The sequence below is a fragment of the Streptomyces sp. NPDC048479 genome, from assembly GCF_040651435.1.
Classification (GTDB): Bacteria; Actinomycetota; Actinomycetes; order Streptomycetales; family Streptomycetaceae; genus Streptomyces.
The window spans coordinates 118,902-141,159 of record NZ_JBEZKA010000008.1; the positions used below are offsets into that span (position 1 = coordinate 118,902).

Genomic DNA, 22,258 nt, shown 5'->3' on the forward strand with positions numbered 1-22,258 from the left:
GTACGCGACGGCGGCTCGGCTGCAGACGGACCCCGCTGCTACACCCTCCTACGCCGGCGCGTTACCAACCCGCTCGCGCAGCGCCAGCCACTCCTGAAGCTCGATCAGATTCCCTTCTGGGTCCTCCAGGTAGGCAACTCGCATCCGGTCGCCCATCGGCCCAGGGTCATTGCTGAACTCCGCCCCCCGCGCGGTGAGCTCGGCGTGGGCTGCGTCAAGGTCGTCCACCCGCAGCACCACCAGCGCGCGGTATCCCTCCGGCTCCGCCCCCAACCGCCCCAGCACGCCCGCCATCTGCGCCCGATCCTGCAGCGCGATCGCGGCGTGTCCGGTATCGGGGATGAGCTTGGCGTACGGGCCGCTCTCGGCCTCGAACTGCGGCTTGAGCCCGAGCACGTCCCGGTAGAAGCGGTAGACGGCGGGGAAGTCGGACACCAACAGGCGTATCTGGGTGAGTTCCATACTGACCTTTCCAGACCGGTTCCGACTCCGGTTCCGGCTCGATGGCGATCTTTGAGAGAGCCCCGTCGGAGTTCAGCGACGCACACTTACTTCTCACCAGCATTCATGCGCTCTCCGGGTATCGCGTGATGCCGAAACCCACCGACAAGTGCTCTCTCGCTTGAAACCTACGCAGCCAGGGGGCCGAGACCAGCGCGTAACTGCTGCCCGATCACACTCCCGCAACGTCTCCTGCTTGGTGCTGCCGGATGACGTTCTCCGCCCATGAGCACATCGTCCTCGGCGTCAAGCCACTGGCTGAGCCTCCATCGCGCCCGGTGCAGCGGGTGGCGGACCCGGTCCGATCCGCGTTGCGGCTGCGGGGCCCGAGGCACGCCACATAGAGGCTTGGTGCAGCAGAACATCCGTGGCGTGCCGCTTGAGCAGTACCATCACTCCCCGCCCACGCTGATGTTCGGATTGCCGTCGCGCCCCTGCGGCTTCAGCTCGATCTGGATCGTGTGGGTGCGGTCGCGCGCCGCCGAACCGCCGCCGCCCGCCATGACCACCCCGATCCGCAGCTCGGCCCGGCCGCTGCCCTCCCGCCGCACCTGCACGGCGAACTCCAGATTCACCTTCTCCACACTGAACTTGAGGTCGCGCCCCGCGCCGTCCCGCTGCGCCCGTTCCAGCTCGTCCCGGACCTGTCCGATCACTTCGGCCAGTCCGGCCACCGCGGTGTCGTCACGCTCAGCCATCGCGCACCTCGTCTCCTGTAGTTATCGTTGAGCAGTATGAGGGAGCCGTTGCGCACGTCCAACTCAGCACCGCATGAAGAGAGTTGGCGAGTCTGTCTGCTCCGTACGCAGGACCGGGTTACCCGCCCGCTCGGGGCTGGAGTGCTGCTCCCGGGGGGTCTGGTGCTCACCTGCGCCCATACGGTGCTGTCCCGCCCCGACCGGTCCGGCATCCGCACCCCGTTCGACACCGTCTACGTCGACGTCCCGCACGTCACCCTCTCCGGCGGCGTCTCCGAACCCCTGCCCGCCCGGCTGCTGCGGCAGTATCTGGTGCCGCCCACCCCGCACTTCAGTGGCGACCTCGCCCTGCTCAAGCTGGATGAGGAGCCGCCCGTGGCGCATGCCGTACTGCACCGCCAGATCCCCGCGCGCAAGGAACCGGTGCACTTCACCGGCTACCCGGAGGACCTGCCGGGCGGCGAGCACCTCGACGCCCGGCTGATGGGGCGGGGCGGGCCCTCGCCCACGCCCGAGTGGGTGCAGCTGGACACGGAGGGTTCGGCGTACGTGGTCCGGCGCGGCTACAGCGGCGCCGGCGTCGTCCAGAGCCGCTCGCGCCGCCTCATCGGCATCGTGGCCCACCAGTTCGGCACCCCGGAGGCGCCCGTCCGGCGCGAGCACGCGTACATGATCCCGACCGAGACAGTGCTGAAGCATCTGCCTCTGGAGCGGCTGGGGCTGACGGTGACGGGGCACCGGGCGGTCTCCCGCGATGTCGCCGTCGCCCCGGACAGGACCGCCTCGGGCCGGGTGCCGGGGTTGCATCGGCGGCTCACCCGCTGGCTGGACGGCGCACCGGACACGGACCCCGTAGAGCTCGCCTTCGCCGGTGAGGGTGAGCACGAACTGCTGCACACGATCCGCTCGGCCCTCACGCTGGCGGACCGGGAGCAGAGCCCGCCGTCCGCGTCCGGGAGTTCGGCGGGCGAGCCGCAGGTGGGCAGCATCGACATCGCCGTCGACGCCACCAACCGCACCGTCGAGGACCTCGCCGTCCACGCCGCCGGCCGCATAGGCCTGGACCCGCCGTCCGGCACGCCCGAACCGGAGTCGCCGTCCCGTACCACCGAACCGGACGCCCCGTCCCGTACCACCGAACCGGACACCCCGTCCCGTACACCCGAACCGGACGCCCCGTCCCGTACACCCCACCAGGCACTGCTCGCCCGGATCGCCGACGAGAGCCCGCCGCTCTTCGCCGCCTTCCTCGCCGTCGACCGGTCCGCCTCCACGGACGCCGAGATCGTGGCACTGCTGCGGGCCCTGCGCGCCCGGGACGACAGCCGGCTGCTCCTCGTCTTCAGCGACCGGCGCTCCCCGCTGCTCGCGCAGGTCCGCGCCGAACTCCTCGAGCCCGAGTGGCCCGACCGCCGCGCGGACCGGCTCGGGACGCGCGTGGCCCGGCTGGCCGAGACCGAGCAGCGGTTACGGCAGCTGCCCGCGAACCCGGCCACGGGCGGCCGCCCCGCCCCGCGGCGGCCCGAGCCGCGGACGCCAAGGCTCCGCCGGGAGCTCCAACAGTGGCGACGCGGCAGTCCGTTGTTCGACTCGCCCGCTCTGCCGCACGCGCTGTTCCGGCTCGCCGTCGACATCGAGACGGCCATGCTGGAGGCCGAGAGCGCCGAGCGGGCGCTGACCGGTCCGCTGGGCCCGCACGAGTTCGTCGTGGAGCCGCCCGGCGAAGGTCTCACGGATCTGCCGGTCGTCGCCGTACGCGATCCGGACGCGCTGGTCACCGCCCCGGCCGGGCACCAGCTCGCGGGCGGCGACCGGCTGCACCAGCAGTACGAGGTGGTGGGTCCGTTCGGCCGGGGCAGCCACGGGCAGGTGTATCTCGCCCGCGATCTCCTGCTGGAGAACCGGCCCGTGGCGCTCAAGGGGATCCTCGATCCGGGCGACCCCGCAGCCGTCCTCCAGGCCCACCAGGAGCGGCTGCGGCTGGTCAGCCTCAACCATCCGTCCGTCATCCGGGTGGTCAACTACGCACGGCATCCGTCGTCCTCGGCGGAGTTCATCGTGATGGAGTTCGCCGACGGCGCGCCGCTGGAGTGGGTCGCGGCCCGGATCGCCCGGCACGATCCGCCGTTCTCCGGACCCCGGGTCCGGGAGTTCATCGTCGCGTACGGGCTGCGCATCCTGGACGCGTTCAGCTATCTGCACGACCAGGAAGGTCTCGTCTACGGCGATCTCTCCCTCACCAACGTGCTGCACTGCGGCAACGGCATCAAGCTCATCGACGTCGCGGGCGTACGCGAGCCCGGCGCACCGGGACCGGTCAGCCACCGGCCGCCGGAGACCGGTGCCGCGGGCGAGATGACCACCGCGGGCGATCTCTACACGGTCGGCGCCGTCCTCAGCGAGCTCCTCGCCAAGGCCCCGGCGCCGCCCGCGGACCTCGGCACCGAGTCGCTGCAGCGGGCCCTGCACCGCGCCATGGCGCCCGATCCCAAGCAGCGGTACGCCTCCGCCCAGGAGATGGCTCTCCAGCTCCGTGGAGTCCTGCGCGAACTGCGCTCCCTGCGGCTCGGCGTGGAGACCTTCGAGCCGTCGCCGCTCTTCGACCGGGCGGCCACCGCGCTGGACGGGCAGCTGGGCAAGGCCCCTCCGCTGGACCGCTGGCGGGAGGACAGCAGCCGCAGCTACCGCCTCGGCGCACAGGTGCCGGGGCCTGCCGAGGCCGCCGTCGCTCTGCCCGTGCCCAAGGCGGATCAGCAGGACCCCAACTGGAAGGAGCTGCAGCGCACTTCGTACGACGACCCGGTCGGACTGCTCCAGCTCAGCGGCGAGTGGCTGGAGTCCCCCGAGCTCCATCTGCTGCGCTGCCGACTCCATCTCGAGCTCGCCCGCGACCAGTTGCGACAACGGGTCGAACAGCTGGAAGCCGCGACCAGAGAGCTCAAGGGAGCCCACCGCATACTCGGCGACCGGGCCCGCTACGACTGGCGGCTGAACTGGCACCAGGGTCTGACCGATCTCGCCCACGGCCGACTGCGTCCCGCCCTGACCTCCTTCGACGAGGTCTACCGAGCCATTCCGGGCGAGTTCGCGCCCAAGCTCGCGCTCGGCTACTGCCACGAGAAGCTGGCCGACGACTGGCGCGCCGCAGGGGACGACAGCGCGCCGCAGGCCGCCGAGGCGCGGGAGGCACACGAACAGCAGGCCATGCAGTTCTACGAAACGGTCTGGTGGCGCAACCATGCGCTCGGCAGCGCCGCCTTCGGGCTCGCCCGGATCCATCTCGCCCGCCGCAGCCCGGAACGGGCCCTCGCGTCCCTCGACGGCGTCCCGCCGGACTCCCGGCACCGCACCGCCGCCCGTACGGCGATGGTGCGCATCCACGCGAGCCTGCCCGCCGACGGCACGCCGCCGACCGTGGCATCGGCGGTGCGCGCGTACGCCGCACTGCACCGGCTGGTCAGCCACGAGGGCCTCACCGACCGGCAGTCCCAGGAACGGCTCACCGCGGAGCTGCGCGAGCTCCTTCTCGAACTCGTCCACGCCGCACGGGAGAAGGGCGAGGATGCCGATCCGCCGGCCGAGCTGCGCGCCTCGCTGCCCTCCGCGATAGACGTCCCGGCCACGGAACGCGAACTGCGCGAGCAGCTCTCCGCCAGTTACCGGCAGCTGGCGAAGCAGGTGCCGCGTACCGACCGGGCCGAGGACGCGGCCCTCGCCGAGGCGCTCCTCGACAACGCCTACCGGACCCGTCCTCTCGGTCTGAAGCACCACCGGGACCGGAAGCGGGACCGCGACCGGGACCGCGACCGGGAGAGGCACGACGGCCGCCGTACGGAAACGCCGCCGCGGCCACTGACCGCCTGGCTGCCACGCTCGCTGCGGCCCGGCTCGGGGGATGGCCGATGAACCCGATGAACCGCCTCGCCGCACCCCTGTCCCGGGCACTGCGGGCCCTGCCCCGGGCACTCCCCGCACCGCGCCGCCTCTTCCCCGCACTGTGGCGTCGCGCCACCGGCCGTACCGCCGAGGGCAGCCGGCCCACTGCCGCGTTCCTGCGCCGCCGCATGCTTGTGCTGCCGGCACTCGGTGTGATCGCCCTCGCCCTCTCCGCCGCCGCCTACGGCGACATCCACGGCCGTACGGAACGGCTGCGGGACCGTTGCACACCCGCGCTGGTGGATCTGGCCGAGGCCCGGACCTCCCTCCAACTGGCCCAGGAGGAAGCCGTGTCACGGCTCCTCCGCACCCCCGGGGAGCCCGGCCTGGTCGAGCTCGGCGAGACCTACCGCTCGCTGCTCACCGAGGCTTCACAGAGCCTCAACCAGGTGGCGCAGTCCAGGGCCCTGCACAAGGCGCAGGAACAGGAACTGCGGGTGGTGTCGGGTCTGGTCGTCGCCTACGGGGACAAGATCGCCTGGGCGGACCGGCACCGTACGACCGACGTGCTGCGCACGGCCGGGGTCGGCTACGCCGCCGACATGCTGGGCAGCTCCAAGGGCACCACAGCCGGTACTCCACCGCAGGAGCCGACCACCATCCTGGACCGCATCAGAGAGCTGGAACGCCAACTACGCGACGAAAACCGGGACTTGGTGGCCTGGAGTCCCTTGACAGTGACGGCCGCCGGCGCCGCCGCACTGGCGGCCGCGCTCTTCGCCTTCGTCCTCGTCGGCACCTCGGTCTTCCTGCGGGACCGGCTGCGGCTGATCAGCCTGCAGTTGGCGGTGGCCGCGGTGCCGGTGCTCCTCACCCCCGCACTGCTGGCGGTCGGCGGCGCACAGGAGCACGGCGCGCAGGAGCGGGTCGGTACGGCCGTCGGCGCCCTGGAGAAAGTGCGCGCGGATCGCGTCACGGCCCCTCGCCGGATCGAGTCCACCGCGCTCGACGCGGCCGCCGTGATGCGCGGCACACATCCCGACGGCTGGTCGATGACCGCGGGCATCGCCGTGCCGGCCGGCGGCGTGGGTGCGCTCGCCTGCGGCGTCACGCTCTTCCTCTACGGCCGCCCGTATCCGGCCGGCCGCACCCTACGGAAGTACGGGGACGCATGAGGTGCTTGAGGGTTGTGCTGGCCGCCTGTCTGCTCGCCGCTGCCGCCGTGACGGCCGGCGGCTGCTCGGCTACGGACGAGGAGCGGACGCTGGTCGTCCTCGGCCCGTGGACCGACGGCGAGGAGAAGCCGTTCCTGGCGGCGCTGAAGGGCATCGAGAAGCGGACCGGACGCAGTTACGTCTACAAGGGCACCCGTTCCCTGCGCGAGACCCTGGTCGCCCAGTTGCAGGCCGGTGCGCCGCCGGATGTGGCGATAGTGAGCAGCCCGGGCGACCTGACGGCGTACGCCCGCGCCGGGGACGCCTATCCGCTGCCCGAAAGCGTGGTGGGTGCCGCGGTTCCGCCGTGGGCGCCCGCCGTCACCGTCGACACCAAGGACGGCGAGGCCCGTACGCACGCGTACTGGGCGCCGGTGCGGCTGGACCTGAAGTCGATCGTGTGGAGCCACGCAGCAGATACGGGGAAGACCCCGGACTGGTGTCTTGGCGTGGGTTCGGGTGCGACCTCGGGCTGGCCGGGCACGGACTGGGTGGAGGATCTGCTGCTGCAGCGGCAGGGACCCGCCGCGTACGAGAGCTGGGCGACCGGCAAGACCCCCTGGCCGGAGACCAGGCCGGCATGGGAGCAGTGGGCCGGCATACTCGCCGCGAACAAGGGGGAGCTCGGAAAGGAGGGGCTCGAGAACGGCTTCGAGCTGCTCAAGAACGGCGGGTACGGGCTGCTGAACGGCGGCAGGTGCACCCATGAGCACCAGGGCTCCTTCATCCGCCGCCACTACACGGACGATGTGCTGCCCACCCCCACCGCGCGTTTCCTCGGTTCCGATAAGTCCGGAAAGTCGGGAAATTCCGGAAAGACTGGAGGAACTGGAAGGACTGGGAAGGCTGGAGGATCCGGCGCGAACGCCTTCGAGGTCTCCGGCGACATGGCCGCGGTGTTCAAGCCCAGCACCGCCGCCTGGGACCTGCTGGGCCGGCTCACCTCCCGCGCGGCCCGGGACGACTGGGCGAATGCGGCGAAGCCCGGGGAGCGGCCGTACTTCCCGGGCGGCACCTTCGGCACCCTGCCGCAGTCGCAGGGCACCCGCGACGTCCAGAAGCTGCTCGAAGGAGCCGGCCAGATCTGCCTGGACGCCTCGGACGCGATGCCGCCGACCCTGCGCGACGCGTTCTACCGCGCCGTACTGGAATTCCTGGGCCACCCGCAGGACCACGACCTGCTGACCCGGCTGCTCAAACAGCTGGAGGCGGAGCGGATCCTGCAGCAGCGGGAGGGGGCGTTCGTACTGGACGATCTGTGCGACAACCCCGTCGGCGCCTCGCCGTAGACGGCCCGGCTGCCAAGGCGTGCCCTAGGCGAAGACGACCGTACGGCGGCCGTTCAGCAGAATCCGGTGCTCCGCGTGCCACTTCACCGCGCGCGCCAGCGCCTGGCACTCCACGTCGCGGCCGATCGCCACCAGCTGCTCCGGCGTGACCTGGTGGCCGACGCGTTCGACCTCCTGCTCGATGATCGGCCCCTCGTCGAGGTCGGCCGTCACATAGTGCGCCGTCGCGCCGATCAGCTTCACGCCCCGGGCGTGCGCCTGGTGGTACGGCTTCGCGCCCTTGAAGCTCGGCAGGAAGGAGTGGTGGATATTGATGATCCGGCCGCTCAGCTGCTTGCACAGATCGTCCGAGAGCACCTGCATATAGCGGGCGAGGACCACCAGCTCGACCTTCTCGGCGCGGACCAGTTCGAGCACCTGCGCCTCGGCGGCGGCCTTGTTCTCCTTGGTGACCGCAATGTAATGGAACGGGATCCCGTACGAGGCTACGAGCTCGGCGAAGTCCTTGTGGTTGGAGACGACCGCCGCGATCTCGACCGGCAGCGCGCCGGTCCTGGAGCGGAAGAGCAGGTCGTTCAGGCAGTGGCCGAACTTGCTGACCATCAGGACGATCCGCATCCGCTCCTCGGCGAGATGGATCTGCCAGTCCATCTGGAAGGAGTCCCCGACGGCGACGAAACTGGCCCGCAGCTTCTCCACGGTCACCGGCGGCTCCGCCGAGAAGTGGACCCGCATGAAGAACAGACCCGTGTCCCGGTCTCCGAACTGCTGGCTGTCCTCGATGTTGCAGCCCGTCATGAAGAGATAGCTCGACACGGCGTGCACAATGCCCTGTTTGTCAGGACAGGAGAGCGTCAGGACGTACTGGTCAGTCATCTTCGTAGGATGCCACACCCGCTGATCCCGGCCGGAGTGCTCGTCCGTCAGCCGGACACCGGGCGAACCGCGAGCGGACCTCCCCGCCTTCGGCGGAACTCAGAGGGATCTCAGGCGGACCGGGTCATGATCCGCAGCACGTCCAGCGAGCGCGGCGGAGTGTCCGGGTCCTCGCCGTCGGCGACAGACAGCCGTACATGCGCCTCACGGGCGGCTCGTACGGCCTCGGGCCAGCCGTGGTGTTCGAGATAGGCGGAGACGGGAGCGTCCGCACCCACCTGGTGCATGATCCGCAGCACGCGCAGGACGGCGACATCGACAAGGGCGGCCTCGCCCGAGTCGCGGAAGATCGTCCCGACGTACTTCTCGGCGGACCAGTTGTCCAGCCAGGTGTCCTCGACCAGGCGGTACACGGCGTCGGTGACGTCGCCGTACCCCTCACGGCCGGCCAGCCAGCACTCTTCATGGAAGACAGGGTCGGAAAGCATGTGCAGCGCCGAGCGCACATTGCTGCGCCAGCGCCACCAAGGCATGTCATTGAGCGGCATGCCGCCCATGGTGGAGGAGCGACGGCCGCGGCGGGAAGAGGTGTCCGAACCTTGCTGCACGCCGTCGATCGTACGTTCCCTGGTCGCAGGGCTCCACAGCCCCCTGTAATTCACTTTGACGTCACCCGTCGTTGATCAATGCTCACTCTTCCGTTACCCGGGAGGAGGAAATGTGCATCACCATGACCGGTTGGCGACGTTCATCCTCCCCCCGCCCCTCAAGGACCCGCCCCTCACGGACCGTGCGGATACGCGCCGTCTGTATGACAACGGCCGTCGCGGCGGTCGGAGCGTCGCTGGTCACCGGCTGTGGCGTGCTCCCTGGGGCCACGGGGGGGTCCAGGGAGCCCGTCACGGTGATGACGTTCGCACCGGAGGAGACCCCGGTGACGAACATGCCCGGAATGCCCGCCATGGCGAAGGCCTACGCCCGCTGGTCCGAGGCGCAGGGCGGTATCGACGGGCACGAGCTGCGCGTCATCACCTGCAACGAACAGAACACCTCCACCGGAGCCGCCAACTGCGCACGGCGCGCGGTCAAGGAGGGCGTGGTCGCGGTCGTCGGCTCGTACAGCCAGCACGGCGATGCCTTCATGCCTCCGCTGGAGGCCGCCGGCATCCCCTTCATCGGCGGATACGGCATCTCCGAGGAGGAGTTCACCAGCTATCTGTCCTACCCGGTCAACGGCGGCCAGGCGGCGCTCCTCGCCGGCAACGGCAAGCAGCTCGCGAACGTCTGCCAACGGGTCTCGCTGGTAAGGCCCAACTCCCTTGCCGGCGACGAAATGCCCGTGCTCCTCAACTCCGGCCTCGCGGAGGACAGTCAGCGCAGGTCCACGGACATCCTTGCCGCGGAGGACGCGACCGACTACACCGCGCAGGCTGAGCAGGCACGCAGGAAGGCAGGTGCGCGGAGCGGCTTCGGGACGGGGAGCGACGACCGGCCCGGCTGTGTCACGGCCGCGCTCGGTGACCGCACGGAGACTTTCGTCGACTCCTTCCGGCGGCTGCCCGAGGACAGCCGGAAGGTACGGATCTCCTCCGTCATGGGCAGCGTCGGCCAGCCGCTCATCGACCGCACCGGCGGCCGCAAGGGCCCGCTGGAGGGTGCGTACATCACCGGCTGGTACCCGACCGCGGGCGATGCGCGCTGGGAGGAGATGCAGAAGATGATCCGTACGTACGCCTTCGGCGACAACGACATCGACCCGGCCGACGCCGGTGTGCAGACCACGTGGATCGCGTACACCGTGCTGAAGACGGTCATCCGGTCGATCCACGACGACAGGATCAACCCCAGGAAGGTCTCGCGGGCCCTCGACGACGGGGTGCGGGTTTCGACCGACGGCCTCACTCCGGTGCTGCGCTGGAAGTTCGAGGACATGCTCGGCACGCCCGACTTCCCGCGGGTGGTCAACCGGGCCGTGACCTTCCAAGTGGTGTGCGACGGACGCCTGGTGGCCCAGAAGCCGGGCTTCGTGGACGTCAGCAAGACGCTGTCGTCGTCCACCACCGCGAGCTGACCGGAGGCCGGTCGGCAGGTCGACTGGCTGCCCGGCCGACCGACCGACCGACTGGAAGCTACAGCTGCTCGCTGCGCCGCGTCGTGAGCTCGTACTTACGGGCTATGGCGTTCCACAGCCCGGACGCTTCCTTCTTGGCCTTGGTGGCGTCACCGCTGGCGCGGTTGGCCTGAGCGGTCTGGCCGGTGTTGCGGGCCTTGCCGTCCTTGCAGCCCTTCTTGCTCTTGACCTGCTGGGCCCAGGCCGCGTAGTGGTCGTCGGCCGACGCGGACGCCTGCCATGCCTTGGTGAGCGAAGCAGTCAGTGCGGCATTGTCGGGCAGCTTGTCGACGGTCAGGCCCTCGAGCCGGGTCACCAGACCGCGCCGCTGCACCGCGGCGCCGTGCAGGTCGGTGGACGCCTGGTCCAGGTTCTGGCACTGCTTGATGTTCTCCACCGAACTGATCACCGTGGCACGGCTGTTGTTGCTGTCCGCGAGGAGCTTGTCGAGCGCCTCGGCCTGCTGCTTTGCGGGGTCGGCGGCGGCCTCGGGAGAGTTCTTGGGGGCGTCGGAGGTCGCTGCGACGTTCTTGCTGGCGTCCGGTTCCTTCTTGGCGTCGTCCCCGCCGCCGAACATCACTGCGCTGACGCCGAGTCCGAGGACGGCACAGCCGACCACGACGGCGGCGATCAGCGGTATGTGCGAGGACTTGCGCCGATCGGGCTCGGGCTCATGGTCCTGCGGCTCGTACTGCGGCTGCTGGTACTGCGGTTGCTGATACTGCTGCTGATGCGCCGGTTGTTGCTGATGCGACTGCTGCCGGCGCGTCCGCCGGCCGCCGACCGGACCCTCGAAGCGGGGCAACTGTGCCGTGGCGTCCGCGGGCTGGGCCGCGGGCCCGTCCGTACGGAAGAGGCTGTCGAACTCGGCAGGCGGCTGCCGGTCGCCGGGCGCCCCCGGCCGGATCCCGAACGGCGCGGCGTTGGGCGCGGGCGGGGCGGAGCCGGGCGGTACGGCTGCGATGTACTGCGTGGCCTCGGCGTCCGGTCCCGATACGGGTCCGGGTCCGGGCATGGCACCCGGCATGGCACCGGGCCCGGTCCCGAGGAACTGGGTGGACTCGGCGGGAGTCTCCGGCGGCAGGGCTCCGGGCCCCATGGGCGCCACCGCCGGGATGTACTGCGTCGCGTCGGAGGCACCCATGACGGGCGCCTGCGGAGGCAGCGCTTGGGGAGGCAGGGCCTGCGGAGGCAGCGCCTGAGGGGGCGGTCCCTGAGGAGCCGGTCCCTGCGGGGGCACAGCCTGAGGCATTGGCTGCGCGCCGTACCCGGCCTGCGGGCCGTACCCGCCCTGCGGGCCGTACTCGGCCTGCGCGCCGTATCCGCCCTGCGACACCTCGCCGTACCCGTCCTGCGGGCCGTATCCGCCCTGCGGTACCTCCCCATAGCCGCCCTGGGCAGGCTGCCCACCCTGGCCAGGCTGCCCCGGCTGCTGCCCCGGCTGCTGCTGCGGCCCCCAGGGCTCGCCCCACGGCTGCCCGCCCGCCGGAGCCACCTGTGGGTCGGAGACACCTGGAATCCAGGGCTCACTTCCGTCGGCGGGCAGCACGACGCCTTCGTGCGCGGGCCGCGCAGCAGGAAGCTGCCGCTCGTCACCCTGTCCGCTTTGCGTCACCGGGACTCCTACGTATGGGCCTACTGAACCGTCGGTTCACGCTACCCGGTGCCTCAGCCGCTCCGCACACACGCGCGGAAGCAGTAACAAGATGCGGACTCAAGTCGCTGTTAAAGGGGCACCCGGCCTCATGCGGCCTGAATCTCCAGCCGCGCCCCGAACTCGCGCACCGAAGGCTCCATGGCGTACGGCTCCAGGCGCTGCTGCAGGTCGTCCAGGTACTCCGCGCCCCGGCTCGAGCGCAGCCTCCCCAGCAGCTCCACCGCACGCGTGCCCGTGTGACAGGCCTGCTCCACCTCACGCTGCTGCACCTGCGCAGTGGCCAACAACACAAGACCGATCGCGCGCCGCCTGGCCCGCGACTCCGGGTGCCCGTCCAGCGCGTTTGCGGCATGGTACGCCGCCACCTCCGCCTGCCCCAGGTCGCGGTAGCAGTGCGCCAGCTCGTCCGCGAGATACGCGTGGTCGAAATGGGCGATCCAGTCCGGATCATCCCCTGCCGACGGCTCGGCCCGCTCCAGCGCGCCGAGCGCCTTGCCGGCCACCTCGTGGCAGGTGCGGGTGTCCCCGAGCAGGGCGTGCCCGCGCGCCTCCGCGGCGTAGAACATGGCCTCGGCCCGCGGTGTGACCCGGCCGCGGGCGCCTTCCTGCGCGGCCCGCGCCAGCTGGGAGATCTCCCGAGGGTTGCCGAGCTGAGCGGCCAGATGACTCATGGACGCCGCCAGCACATAGCCGCCGTACCCGCGGTCCCCGGCCGCCTGGGCCAGTCGCAGCGCCTGGATGTAGTAGCGCTGGGCGAGCCCCGGCTGGCCGGTGTCGACGGCCATGTATCCGGCGAGCTCCGTCAGCCGCGCGACCGCCGCGAACAGCTCACGGCCGACCGATTCGCGGTACGAGCCCGAGAGGAGCCCTGAGACCACGCTGTTCAGATAGTGCACGACGACCGGCCGGACATGGCCACTGCCGAAGCGGTGGTCCAAGTCGGTCAGCGCGCTCGTCATCGCCCGTACCGCTTCGACGTCCGAGACGCCGACCCTCGCTCCGGCCGTACGCGCGACCTGCGTGTCCGCGCCGGTGATCAGCCAGTCGCGGCTCGGCTCGACGAGTGCGGAAGCCGCGACCGCCGACCCGGACAGGAAGTCGCGGCGGCCGACGTCACTGCGCCACAGCTCGCAGACCTGCTCGATCGCGCCGAGCACGGTCGGCGAGAACTGCAGGCCGACGCCGGACGCGAGGTTCTTGCCGTTCGCCATGCCGATCTCGTCGATCGTGACCGTACGGCCGAGCTTGCGGCCCAGCGCCTCGGCGATGATGCCCGGTGCACGGCCGCGCGGCTGCTGCCCGCGCAGCCAGCGTGCCACCGAGGTCTTGTCGTAGCGCAGGTCCAACCCGCGCTCCGTACCGACCATGTTGACGCGACGGGCGAGCCCCGCATTGGAACACCCGGCTTCCTGAATGAGCGCCTGCAATCGTTCGTTCGGTTGTCGGACGACGAGAGGCCTGGCTGCCATGACTACCCCCTGAGGCCGCGGTGATCCATGAAGTGATCACTGCCCGGCTGATATACGGAGAATGCAGACTTGGGCTGAGTTGGTCGTTTTTCCGGGAAGATTCGGAAGATTCCCTGGAAGGTCTTTCCGGAAGGCGGCCGCCTTGACGCACGCAGAAGCCACACGGAAGCCACGACGTCTGCCGCCGTCGCCCTCCCGGATCGCCGCCTCCCCCTCGCGATGACGCCACTGCCTGTGGCTACCCGCCCACCGCGGTACAGCCGCATGCGCGCCCCCACCCGTGCACCCATGCGCCCCGTGTGCAGGATCGATGCGCCACGCACCGCCCATGGGACGCCCGTAACCCAAGGTGGTGGCGGGAGTTGAGTGTGTCGTGGAAGAGACCATCGGAGTCATGGAAGCCGTACAGATCCCCCAGCAGCGAGGTGAACAGCTGCTGGACAATGCCGTGCGGTACGCGGAAGAGCGGCACTGGGACGTGTTCCCCGGCACCTGGCTGGAGGCGGTGGAGGGCAGGGAACGCTGCTCGTGCGGCGACACCGCATGCGCCCTGCCCGGCGCCCACCCCGCCAGGCCGGACTGGGCGAACCAGGCGACCGGCAGCGCGGTCGCCGCACGCCGACTGTGGTCCAGGCAGCCGAAGGCGTCGATCCTGCTGCCGACGGGACGTACCTTCGACGCTCTCGACGTACCGGAGTCGGCCGGCTTCCTGGCGCTGGCCCGCCTGGAGCGGATGAACCTCCCGCTCGGCCCGGTGACCTGCACCCCCGACCGCCGGATGCTGTTCTTCGTGCTGCCCGGCGCGGCACTCAAAACCCCCGACCTGGTCCGAACCCTGGGCTGGGTGCCGAGCGCCATCGACCTCGTCGCGCGCGGCGAGGGCCACTACGTCGCTGCGCCGCCGACCCGGATCGGCGGCCATGGCGCGGTGCAGTGGGCCCGCCGCCCCACCACCGCCAACCGGTGGTTGCCGGACGCGGACGAGCTGATCAGCCCGCTGGCATACGCATGCGGGCGGGAGGCTGCCGCGAAGCGGATCCGCCGCGCATAAGGCGGCCGGTGCCCGAGCCTGGCGGCCCCCAAGGTGACCCATAAGGTGGCCTCGTACATACGGGGACACTGAAAGGCGGGGCGCCATGCCGGACCAGGCAATGGGAGCCACAGAGGCGGGCGGGGCGCGAACGGCGCCGCCCGCCGTTCGTGTTGAGGGCTTGTGGAAGCGGTTCGGCGAGCAGACCGCGGTGGCCGGCATCGATCTCACGCTCCCCGCGGGCAAGTTCATCGGCCTCGTCGGCCCGAACGGCGCCGGCAAGACGACGACCCTGTCGATGGTGACCGGCCTGCTGCGCCCGGACCAGGGCCGGGTGGAGGTGGCGGGCCACGACGTGTGGCGCGACCCCGTCGAGGTGAAGTCCCGTATCGGCGTACTCCCTGAGGGCCTGCGCCTCTTCGAGCGGCTCTCGAGCCGTGAACTCCTCGCCTACAGCGGTCGGTTGAGGGGTCTGCCGGGCGATGAGGTCGACAAGCGCGCCACTCAGCTCCTGGACGTACTGGACCTGGCGGGTGCACAGCACAAGCTGGTCGTCGACTACTCCACGGGCATGCGCAAGAAGATCGGGCTCGCGGCGGCCCTGCTCCACAACCCCGAAGTGCTGTTCCTGGACGAGCCGTTCGAGGGCGTCGACCCGGTCTCGGCGCAGACGATCCGCGGCGTCCTGGAGCGGTACACCGACTCGGGCGCGACCGTCGTCTTCTCCAGCCATGTGATGGAACTGGTGGAGTCGCTGTGCGACTGGGTGGCGGTGATGGCGGCGGGCCGGATCCGCGCGCAGGGCCCGCTGGCGGAGGTACGGGGCGACGCGCCGTCCCTGCAGAGCGCGTTCCTGGAACTGGTGGGCGCGAACGGCCGGGACACCGAGCACTCGCTGGACTGGCTCGGCGGCGGTACCCGTTGAGCAACGTCAGCGCCTTGAACAGCGCATACCTCGCCCCGGTCTTCATCCGTCTCAAGCTGTCGCTGCTGCGCAACGGGCTGCGCCAGTCGTCCGGCCGCAGAGCCGCGTACATCGCCTCGATCGTCGTCACACTGCTCTTCGCCGCGCTCCAGCTCATCGGCCTGATCGCACTGCGCGGAAACGATCACGCGGAATCGGTCGTGGTGCTGCTGACCGCCGTACTGGCCCTGGGCTGGGCGTTCATGCCGCTCTTCTTCCCCAGCGGTGACGAAACGCTGGATCCGACCCGTCTGGTGATGCTGCCGCTGCGACCGGGCCCGCTGGTCTCGGCGCTGCTGGCGGCGTCGCTGGTGGGCATCGGACCGCTGTTCACGCTCTGCCTGGCGGTGGGTTCGGCGATCGCGCTGTCCCACGGCGTCTTCGCGCTGCTCGTCTCCGTTGTCGCCGTCCCCCTCACCCTGCTGGTGTGCGTGGCGCTGGCACGGGCGGTCGCGGCGGCCAACGTCCGGCTGCTGACCTCCCGCAAGGGCCGCGACCTGGCGCTGCTCAGCGGTCTGGTGATCGCGGTCGGCATCCAGGTCGTCAACTTCGGTGCCCAGCGCCTCGGCCGGGCCGGCGGACTGTCGGCGCTCGATCCGGTGGCGGGGATCGTACGGTGGCTGCCGCCGGCGTCGGCGATCGGCGCGGTGGACTCGGCGAGCGAGGGCTCGTACGCGGTGGCCATCGGGCAGTTGGGGTTGTCGACGGCCGCTCTGCTGCTTCTGCTGCGGTCCTGGCAGCGCAGCCTGACCAAGCTGATGACGACGCCGGACGGCTCGACGCTGGCCGCGGCCTCGGAGCCGACCCGCAAGGAGTCCACGACCGGCTTCCACCGTCTGCTGCCCGAGGGCCGTACGGGCACGGTGATGCAGCGCAGCCTGCGCTATGTGTGGCGGGACCCGAAGACGAAGGCGGCGTGGGTGACGGCGCTGGCGATCGGCCTGATCGTGCCGCTGTTCAACGCACTGCAGGGCACGGGCTCGATCTACTTCGCCTGCTTTGCGGCGGGGATGCTCGGCATCCAGATGTACAACCAGTTCGGCCAGGACACCTCGGCGTTCTGGATGGTGGCGCTGACGATCTCGTCCACCCGGGACGCGTACGTCGAACTGCGCGCCCGCGCAATGGCGTTGCTGGTGATCACGCTCCCGTACACCGTCCTCGTCACTGTCCTCACCGCGGCCGTGCTGGGCAACTGGCAGGCGCTGCCGGAAGTGGTGGGCCTGTCCCTCGCGCTGCTGGGCGCGATGCTGGCGACGGGAGCTGTGGCGTCGGCCCGCTTCCCGTACTCGATCCCGCAGGACAGCGCGTACAAGAACGTCGCTCCCGGTCAGGGCGGCCTCGCCTGGATCTCGATCTTCGGCGGCATGATCTCGGCGGCGCTGCTGTGCGCGCCGGTGATCGCGCTGACGATCTGGCTGCATGCTGCGAACATCCAGTCGGCGCTGTGGCTGCTGCTGCCGGTGGGCGCGGCGTACGGGCTCCTCGTCGGGTGGGCGGGGGTGCGGCTTGCGGCGCCGCAGACCGCGAGCAGGCTCCCGGAGATCCTGGCGGCGGTCAGCAAGGGGTGAGTGGCAGCAAGGGGTACGGGGGTCAGCCTCCGTACGCGTACCCGAACCAGCAGCCGTACCCGGGGGCGTGCCGGGCGGCTGGGGTGCGCCCCCTACGCCGCCGAAGAAGGACCGCACGGTCATGATCGTGAGCATCGTGATGCGGTCCATCGCGGGGAGACCCGTCAGCCGATCGGCTGACGGGTCCCGTACCCACGGGCACTCTCTGAGCGCTCAGTTCGCCAGCAAGGACTCCAGTATCGACTCGTTCGGCGCGGTCGGTCCGGGTTCGGCCGCACTCGGGCACCGCGGGTCGAGCCGGAGTCTGGCCAGATCGCGGCCGGCGACGGCCCAGGCATACCGGGACGACCGTTCCCAAGCCAGCTGCGGCGGGTTGTACCAGCCGTCACCGAGGCCGCCGAGCATGGGCTGAGCCTCCGCGAGCCCTGGTCCGAGCCGGTACACCGAACCGCCGAAGACCGACGCGAACACCTGCCCACGATGGACGCTGAGCTCGCCGTAGCTCGGCAGCTTCCCGGTCTGCAGGACCGTGCGGGTCTCGAGATCCATGGCGAACCAGGTACCTGCGAGCCGCTTGTAGACCCCGTACAGCACACCGTCGTGCACCGCGATGTGCTGCAGGCTCGCGTATCCCTCCACCGGCGCGACCTCCCACAGCACCTTGCGGTACCGCAGGTCGAAGGCGGCGATCGTGGCGCTCGGCCTGGCCGGCGTTATGCTGCCGCCGCCCCAGGTGTCCCCGGCGAGGTACGCGATCCGGTGGCCGGGCCTGTCGTCCAGCGCGAGCGACATCACGCTCTGGTCCACGATGACATCCGGATAGACCCTGAGCTTGCGTCTCGACCGGTCCACGACTGTCAGCGCGCCCTTGAGCAGGCCGACGCCCGGGGCGGTCGACAACAGCAGTAGATCCTGGCCCCGTTCGTACACCATGTCCGTGGGCCGTTGCTGCTCGTTCTCGACGAAGCCCATCGACCGGACCTTGCCGCGGTCCGGGTCGTACTCCAGCAACTCGGTACTCGGGTACATCGCCGCGTACACGCGGTCGCCGACGAGTTGCAGTTGCTTCGGCTCGCCCGGGATCCTGATCCGCTGGGACGTGCCGTTCGCCGGCCGGTGCGTCGTGATCGAGAAGTGCCCGCCGACGTGCACGGTCCCGCGCCTGCCGTACGTCATGGACTGCACGGGATCCGGTCCGGACAGGCCGATGTCGATCAGCTCGAGAATGTCCGACTTGCCACTTGCCAGGTCCAGCCACCACAGCCGGCCGCTGCCCGCACCACCGAGCAGTGTCCCGTCGGACAGCGGCAGCAGCGCGCGATGCTCGTCCCCGCCCGCGGGCGCGGCGACCGGCACGAGAGTGTCGCCGTCCCGCCGGTAGACCGTTCCGGTCGGGCGTCCGACGCAGTACAGCGTGCCGTCGGACGTCATCGTCATCGCGTCGATCAGCCGCTCCGGGCCGGGCGTCGGAATCACCCGTGCGTCACTGCCGTCGGGCGCCATATCCACTACCGACTTGGTGAGCGCCGCGATCACCCGGCCGCCGCGGGCGAGCAGCGCGGCCGCGCCGCCGTAGGGCGTCGGGGTGAGGTTCGTCCTCGCGCCGGTGACGCGGTCGTAGGCGACGACGTAGCCGTGCGGCAGCGTCCCCGCGTAGACGAAGCGCTCGTCGGCGGCGATCGCGCGCACATACATGTCGCCCGGCACCGCGACGCCGAGATTGCGCAGGACGCCGGTCTGCGGTTTGTACTCCCAGACTTCGCCGCGCGGGGACGTTCCCGCATACACCGTGCCGTCGGGCGCCGTGGTGAGACACCAGACGAAGCCGCCCGCCGGGCCCACCGTGCCGATCAGCTTCACCTCGCCGGTGGCCGGATCGAAACGGTAGATGTCCGAGTACGGATAGGTCCCTGCGTAGACGTGCCCGCCTGAGACGGTCGCAGCCCAGCCGCCCTCTCCACGGGGGAGCCGGACGGCTCTGGTGAGTTTCTTCGACGCCAGGTCGATCTCGCCGAGTATGGGCGGACTTTGACCACGGGCGACGACGTAGGCGCGATCGTCGAGCTTCGTCATGCCGACGATGGCGGCGGTGAACGACGCGATGCCGTAGGTGGAGATGGGAGTACCCGAGCAGTGGTCCCCCGCACTGGCTGTGTCCGGTCTGTCTGCTGTGTCTGGTCTATCGGCCGTGCCTGCGGTGTCGGTTGTGTCGGCGTTCGCAGCGCCCGGGGCAACCAATTGGCCCGCTACGGACGCCAGGGCGAACCCGGCTCCGGCATGCAATAACCGCCTGCGTTCCATGCATCCCTCCCTTGAGAGATTCGGAATCTCTCAAGGTAGATGCGGATCAACGGCCCGTCATCGCCCCGGCCAGGTTCCACCATGAGACTGTTCCGGTTTGTCCGGTTTAGGGTTTTTTATCACGCAGAATCCGCGTACGCGGGAGCGACGCACCCCCGCGGCAATGCGCACCGCAGCGCCCCTCTCCGCACCCTCATCGCCCCCGCGGGGCGAAGCCTTCCGATTAGCGCATGTATACGTTCCGCCCCTGCGGCACACGGCGCCGTCGCCGCCAAACCTCTCATCGAGGGATGTTTTCCAGTCGAAGCAGGCTCCGCACGGGGTAGAGCAGTCCGGGCATTTACGCAGTTCAGGCGGTAGTTTTCTGTTGCACCACCGAAGATCGTCCACATGATGGACACGCCCTTGCACCCGCCCCGAGCTGCCCGAACGACCATTCGGTCACCCCCGAACGAACGTACACGGCCGGAAACGAGCGAACGACGTGCACTCACTGTCCGCATGCGCAAGACTCCCGACCGCAATCGCCCCCCGATCGAAGGAGTTTCACACATGCGTTACATCCGCAACACAGTCGCCGCAGTCGCCACGGCATCTGCTCTCCTCCTGACCGGCACCACGGCCATGGGCGTCGCGCAGGCCCGGCCCACGCAGCCCGCACAGCCCGCCAACGCGAAGAGCCTGTACGCGCCGTCCGCGCTCGTACTCAGCTTCGGCAGGGGCGAGGACGCCACGACCGCCACGGTCGAGCGCGCCGTCACCCTGAGCTGCGCCCCGCGACCTGCGGGAACCCACCCCTCGCCCGCGGCCGCGTGTGCGGAACTCAGCGCCGTCAACGGTGAGTTCGCCGCGCTGACGGAAAAGCGGTCGCACAAGATGTGCACGCGCCAGTGGAGCCCGGTCGTGATCAGCGCCCAGGGGGTGTGGCAGGGCAAGCACGTCGCCTGGTCGGCCACGTACGGCAACGAGTGCGAAATGGAAGGAAGCATGGCCGACGGCATGGTCTTCGCCTTCTGAACGGCCCCTCACCACGGGTCCCCTGACGCACGATTACGTCGTGCCACGAGGCCGGTAGCTCACCCCCGCAGCAGAGCACACCAAGTAGCCGGTCGACCGGTTGCCGACCTCGCTGATCGCCCAGCCGTTGCCGCCGCGGCTGAGGGCGATCCCCCCGGGCTCCGCACGCCGGGCCACGATTCCCGTCAGGGCGTCAGCACACCATCCAGGAACGGCTCGATCGCCGTCCGCCATCCCTCCGGCTGGTCGTAGTGCACCAGATGGCCCGCGTCAGTCACTTCCCCGTACTCACCCCGCGGCAGGACCCGCACCATCTCCTGCGCCTCCGCGCGGCCCAGTTCGCCGTCCAGACCACGGACCACCAGTGTCGGGCACTGAACCTGGGCCAACTCCTCCCAGTGGGCGTCGTGGACCCACGTTTCACGGGAGGTGAGCATCTGGCGGCGGGAGAAGACCGGGCGCCAGCCGTCCGCCCGTTCCGACATCACCTCTGCGAAGAACTCGCCTCGGGCAGGGTTGTGGCGCTCCACCCAGGGGTCGTCCTCGCCGAACCACTTGCGGACGTCCGCCAGTGTCGCGAACGGGACCGGCCAGGAGCGGAACCAGTCCTCCCACTCGCGCTGCGAGGCCGCACCCAGCGCGGAGGCGCGCATATCGCAGATGATCAGGGCCTGGACCAGATCCGGGCGCTTGGCGGCGAGCTGCCAGGCGGTGAGCGCACCCATGGAGTGGCCGATCAGGGTCACGGGGGCGAGGCCGAGTTGTTCGACGGCGGTCTCGGCGTCCGCGACGTACGCCTCGCGGGTGAACGGGCCTTCCGCCGGCTTGTCGCTGCGGCCATGACCTCGCTGGTCGAGCGCGATCGCCCGGTGCCGCTCAGCCAGCCAGCGGGCCGTCGAGGCCCACTGCGAGGCACGGCCCATCAAGCCGTGGAGCAGTAAGACTCCAGGCGCGCGCTCCGTCTCGCCCCTCCCTTTGGGAGGGTCGGCGAACTCCCAGGCAGCCAGGCGTACGCCGTCGGCTCCGGTTACGTCAGTGCGCCGCACCATGTGGCCTGGCACCCCCTTCTCTCCCCCGGTGGTCCTGCTCGGTCGAGTCCCGCCAGACTATCGAACCTCTATTCGAATACGCGGTCCTGGCGCGCAACACCCCTCGTTCGAGTGACCGCGCTCAAGGGTTGACCCCCGCAGCCGAGGGAAGATCTTCTGCGGGAGGCGGGCCGCTCGGGGATGACGGTCCGACGGGATTGACCCTGGGAGCTCGGGGCTCCGGGTCAGCACAGGGGAGGACAGGCCCCGGCTCTCATGGGAGCCGGGGCCCTCCTGTAGGTACAGGACGTGCGGGACGCAGGCGTCCGGGACATACGGGTCGTGCGGGACGTGCGCGTCGTGCGGGACGTGCGCGTCGTGCGGGGCATACGGGTGCAGGGCATGCGGGGCTCGCTGAGCGTGCTGGGCGCAGCGTTGAGCGCGCTGGACGTACGGCGGGCGCATCACCCGGATCCCTCCCCGGCCATGGGGTCATATGCCTCAGCCACAGCGTGGCACGCGATTCGCCCGGGCGCTGCCATTCCGGACGGAATGCGGTATCTGGCGGCGGAAATCCGCCACGCGAGGTCCCCGAGGAGTTCCTGAGAGACGCCGGGCGTCGGCTCAGGAGCGCTTCGGGACCCCTCAGACCTCGGT

At 70.4% G+C, this 22,258-nt stretch carries 17 protein-coding genes; 9 read left to right on the plus strand and 8 right to left on the minus strand.

All coding sequences use genetic code 11. The features are described from left to right. Positions 1-48 precede the first annotated feature (48 nt). Together AB0D12_RS15020 and AB0D12_RS15025 are read right to left on the minus strand one after the other, a co-directional pair. Positions 49-462: a VOC family protein gene (locus AB0D12_RS15020; RefSeq protein ID WP_362681595.1), complete on the minus strand. Its 414-nt coding sequence runs from the start codon at positions 460-462 to the stop codon at positions 49-51. A gap of 431 nt (positions 463-893) precedes the next feature. Then, on the minus strand, positions 894-1,199 hold the full coding sequence (locus tag AB0D12_RS15025) for a trypco2 family protein (protein WP_362681598.1): 306 nt from the start codon (positions 1,197-1,199) through the stop codon (positions 894-896). A 36-nt stretch (positions 1,200-1,235) separates the two neighbouring features. Here AB0D12_RS15025 and AB0D12_RS15030 point away from each other — a divergent pair, with 36 nt between their 5' ends. Genes AB0D12_RS15030 through AB0D12_RS15040 form a run of 3 tightly spaced genes read left to right on the plus strand, consistent with a single transcriptional unit; the run spans position 1,236 to position 7,578 of the window. After that, a complete protein-coding gene (locus AB0D12_RS15030; protein ID WP_362681601.1) occupies positions 1,236-5,105 on the plus strand; it encodes a tetratricopeptide repeat protein in 3,870 nt (1,289 codons plus the stop codon). After that, the gene (locus AB0D12_RS15035; protein WP_362681603.1) at positions 5,102-6,250 is read left to right on the plus strand and encodes a hypothetical protein; all 1,149 of its coding nucleotides are present in this window, start codon (positions 5,102-5,104) and stop codon (positions 6,248-6,250) included. The genes AB0D12_RS15030 and AB0D12_RS15035 overlap by 4 nt, the downstream gene beginning before the upstream one ends. Continuing rightward, positions 6,247-7,578 (plus strand): extracellular solute-binding protein, encoded by a 1,332-nt coding sequence (locus AB0D12_RS15040; RefSeq protein WP_362681606.1) that lies wholly within the window; start codon positions 6,247-6,249, stop codon positions 7,576-7,578. The genes AB0D12_RS15035 and AB0D12_RS15040 overlap by 4 nt, the downstream gene beginning before the upstream one ends. A 24-nt stretch (positions 7,579-7,602) precedes the next feature. Here the strand turns inward: AB0D12_RS15040 and purU are convergent, their stop codons facing one another. Then, a complete protein-coding gene (gene purU, locus AB0D12_RS15045; RefSeq protein ID WP_362681609.1) occupies positions 7,603-8,454 on the minus strand; it encodes a formyltetrahydrofolate deformylase in 852 nt (283 codons plus the stop codon). Positions 8,455-8,564: 110 nt separating this feature from the next. Then, on the minus strand, positions 8,565-9,011 hold the full coding sequence (locus AB0D12_RS15050; RefSeq protein ID WP_327328368.1) for a hypothetical protein: 447 nt from the start codon (positions 9,009-9,011) through the stop codon (positions 8,565-8,567). A gap of 173 nt (positions 9,012-9,184) precedes the next feature. On the opposite strand from AB0D12_RS15050, the gene AB0D12_RS15055 reads away from it, so the two are divergent. Next, complete coding sequence (locus tag AB0D12_RS15055; protein WP_362681612.1) at positions 9,185-10,525, plus strand: ABC transporter substrate-binding protein; 1,341 nt, start codon at positions 9,185-9,187, stop codon at positions 10,523-10,525. Between the two features lie 58 nt (positions 10,526-10,583). Here the strand turns inward: AB0D12_RS15055 and AB0D12_RS15060 are convergent, their stop codons facing one another. Further along, on the minus strand, positions 10,584-11,708 hold the full coding sequence (locus AB0D12_RS15060; protein WP_362681615.1) for a hypothetical protein: 1,125 nt from the start codon (positions 11,706-11,708) through the stop codon (positions 10,584-10,586). Positions 11,709-11,732: 24 nt separating this feature from the next. Between AB0D12_RS15060 and AB0D12_RS15065 the strand changes: the two genes are divergently transcribed. Continuing rightward, positions 11,733-12,206 (plus strand): hypothetical protein, encoded by a 474-nt coding sequence (locus tag AB0D12_RS15065; protein ID WP_362681618.1) that lies wholly within the window; start codon positions 11,733-11,735, stop codon positions 12,204-12,206. A 101-nt stretch (positions 12,207-12,307) separates the two neighbouring features. Here the strand turns inward: AB0D12_RS15065 and AB0D12_RS15070 are convergent, their stop codons facing one another. Continuing rightward, positions 12,308-13,690 (minus strand): transcriptional regulator, encoded by a 1,383-nt coding sequence (locus AB0D12_RS15070; protein ID WP_362681621.1) that lies wholly within the window; start codon positions 13,688-13,690, stop codon positions 12,308-12,310. 394 nt (positions 13,691-14,084) lie between these two features. Here AB0D12_RS15070 and AB0D12_RS15075 point away from each other — a divergent pair, with 394 nt between their 5' ends. The 3 genes from AB0D12_RS15075 (at position 14,085) to AB0D12_RS15085 (ending at position 17,255) form a co-directional block, all read left to right on the plus strand. Then, positions 14,085-14,741, plus strand: coding sequence for a bifunctional DNA primase/polymerase (locus AB0D12_RS15075; RefSeq protein ID WP_327328369.1), 657 nt, complete (start codon positions 14,085-14,087; stop codon positions 14,739-14,741). A gap of 85 nt (positions 14,742-14,826) precedes the next feature. After that, a complete protein-coding gene (locus AB0D12_RS15080; protein WP_362681624.1) occupies positions 14,827-15,645 on the plus strand; it encodes an ABC transporter ATP-binding protein in 819 nt (272 codons plus the stop codon). A 14-nt stretch (positions 15,646-15,659) separates the two neighbouring features. Continuing rightward, the gene (locus tag AB0D12_RS15085; protein ID WP_362681627.1) at positions 15,660-17,255 is read left to right on the plus strand and encodes a transporter; all 1,596 of its coding nucleotides are present in this window, start codon (positions 15,660-15,662) and stop codon (positions 17,253-17,255) included. A gap of 213 nt (positions 17,256-17,468) precedes the next feature. Here the strand turns inward: AB0D12_RS15085 and AB0D12_RS15090 are convergent, their stop codons facing one another. Continuing rightward, positions 17,469-19,328, minus strand: a complete 1,860-nt coding sequence (locus tag AB0D12_RS15090) for a hypothetical protein (protein ID WP_362681630.1) — start codon at positions 19,326-19,328, stop codon at positions 17,469-17,471. A 780-nt stretch (positions 19,329-20,108) separates the two neighbouring features. Between AB0D12_RS15090 and AB0D12_RS15095 the strand changes: the two genes are divergently transcribed. Further along, positions 20,109-20,573: a subtilase-type protease inhibitor gene (locus AB0D12_RS15095; RefSeq protein WP_362681632.1), complete on the plus strand. Its 465-nt coding sequence runs from the start codon at positions 20,109-20,111 to the stop codon at positions 20,571-20,573. Positions 20,574-20,758: 185 nt separating this feature from the next. On the opposite strand, the gene AB0D12_RS15100 is transcribed toward AB0D12_RS15095, so the two are convergent. Beyond that, positions 20,759-21,622: an alpha/beta hydrolase gene (locus AB0D12_RS15100; RefSeq protein WP_362681635.1), complete on the minus strand. Its 864-nt coding sequence runs from the start codon at positions 21,620-21,622 to the stop codon at positions 20,759-20,761. Positions 21,623-22,258 lie beyond the last annotated feature (636 nt).

Bases quoted from the DNA above. Each gene is read 5' to 3' on its own strand.
- AB0D12_RS15020 (WP_362681595.1), bottom strand. From the start codon at position 462: ATGGAACTCACCCAGATACGCCTGTTGGTGTCCGACTTCCCCGCCGTC.
- AB0D12_RS15025 (WP_362681598.1), bottom strand. From the start codon at position 1,199: ATGGCTGAGCGTGACGACACCGCGGTGGCCGGACTGGCCGAAGTGATC.
- AB0D12_RS15030 (WP_362681601.1), top strand. From the start codon at position 1,236: ATGAGGGAGCCGTTGCGCACGTCCAACTCAGCACCGCATGAAGAGAGT.
- AB0D12_RS15035 (WP_362681603.1), top strand. From the start codon at position 5,102: ATGAACCCGATGAACCGCCTCGCCGCACCCCTGTCCCGGGCACTGCGG.
- AB0D12_RS15040 (WP_362681606.1), top strand. From the start codon at position 6,247: ATGAGGTGCTTGAGGGTTGTGCTGGCCGCCTGTCTGCTCGCCGCTGCC.
- purU (WP_362681609.1), bottom strand. From the start codon at position 8,454: ATGACTGACCAGTACGTCCTGACGCTCTCCTGTCCTGACAAACAGGGC.
- AB0D12_RS15050 (WP_327328368.1), bottom strand. From the start codon at position 9,011: ATGGGCGGCATGCCGCTCAATGACATGCCTTGGTGGCGCTGGCGCAGC.
- AB0D12_RS15055 (WP_362681612.1), top strand. From the start codon at position 9,185: ATGACCGGTTGGCGACGTTCATCCTCCCCCCGCCCCTCAAGGACCCGC.
- AB0D12_RS15060 (WP_362681615.1), bottom strand. From the start codon at position 11,708: ATGGGTGCCTCCGACGCGACGCAGTACATCCCGGCGGTGGCGCCCATG.
- AB0D12_RS15070 (WP_362681621.1), bottom strand. From the start codon at position 13,690: ATGGCAGCCAGGCCTCTCGTCGTCCGACAACCGAACGAACGATTGCAG.
- AB0D12_RS15075 (WP_327328369.1), top strand. From the start codon at position 14,085: ATGGAAGCCGTACAGATCCCCCAGCAGCGAGGTGAACAGCTGCTGGAC.
- AB0D12_RS15080 (WP_362681624.1), top strand. From the start codon at position 14,827: ATGCCGGACCAGGCAATGGGAGCCACAGAGGCGGGCGGGGCGCGAACG.
- AB0D12_RS15090 (WP_362681630.1), bottom strand. From the start codon at position 19,328: ATGACGAAGCTCGACGATCGCGCCTACGTCGTCGCCCGTGGTCAAAGT.
- AB0D12_RS15095 (WP_362681632.1), top strand. From the start codon at position 20,109: ATGCGTTACATCCGCAACACAGTCGCCGCAGTCGCCACGGCATCTGCT.
- AB0D12_RS15100 (WP_362681635.1), bottom strand. From the start codon at position 21,622: ATGGTGCGGCGCACTGACGTAACCGGAGCCGACGGCGTACGCCTGGCT.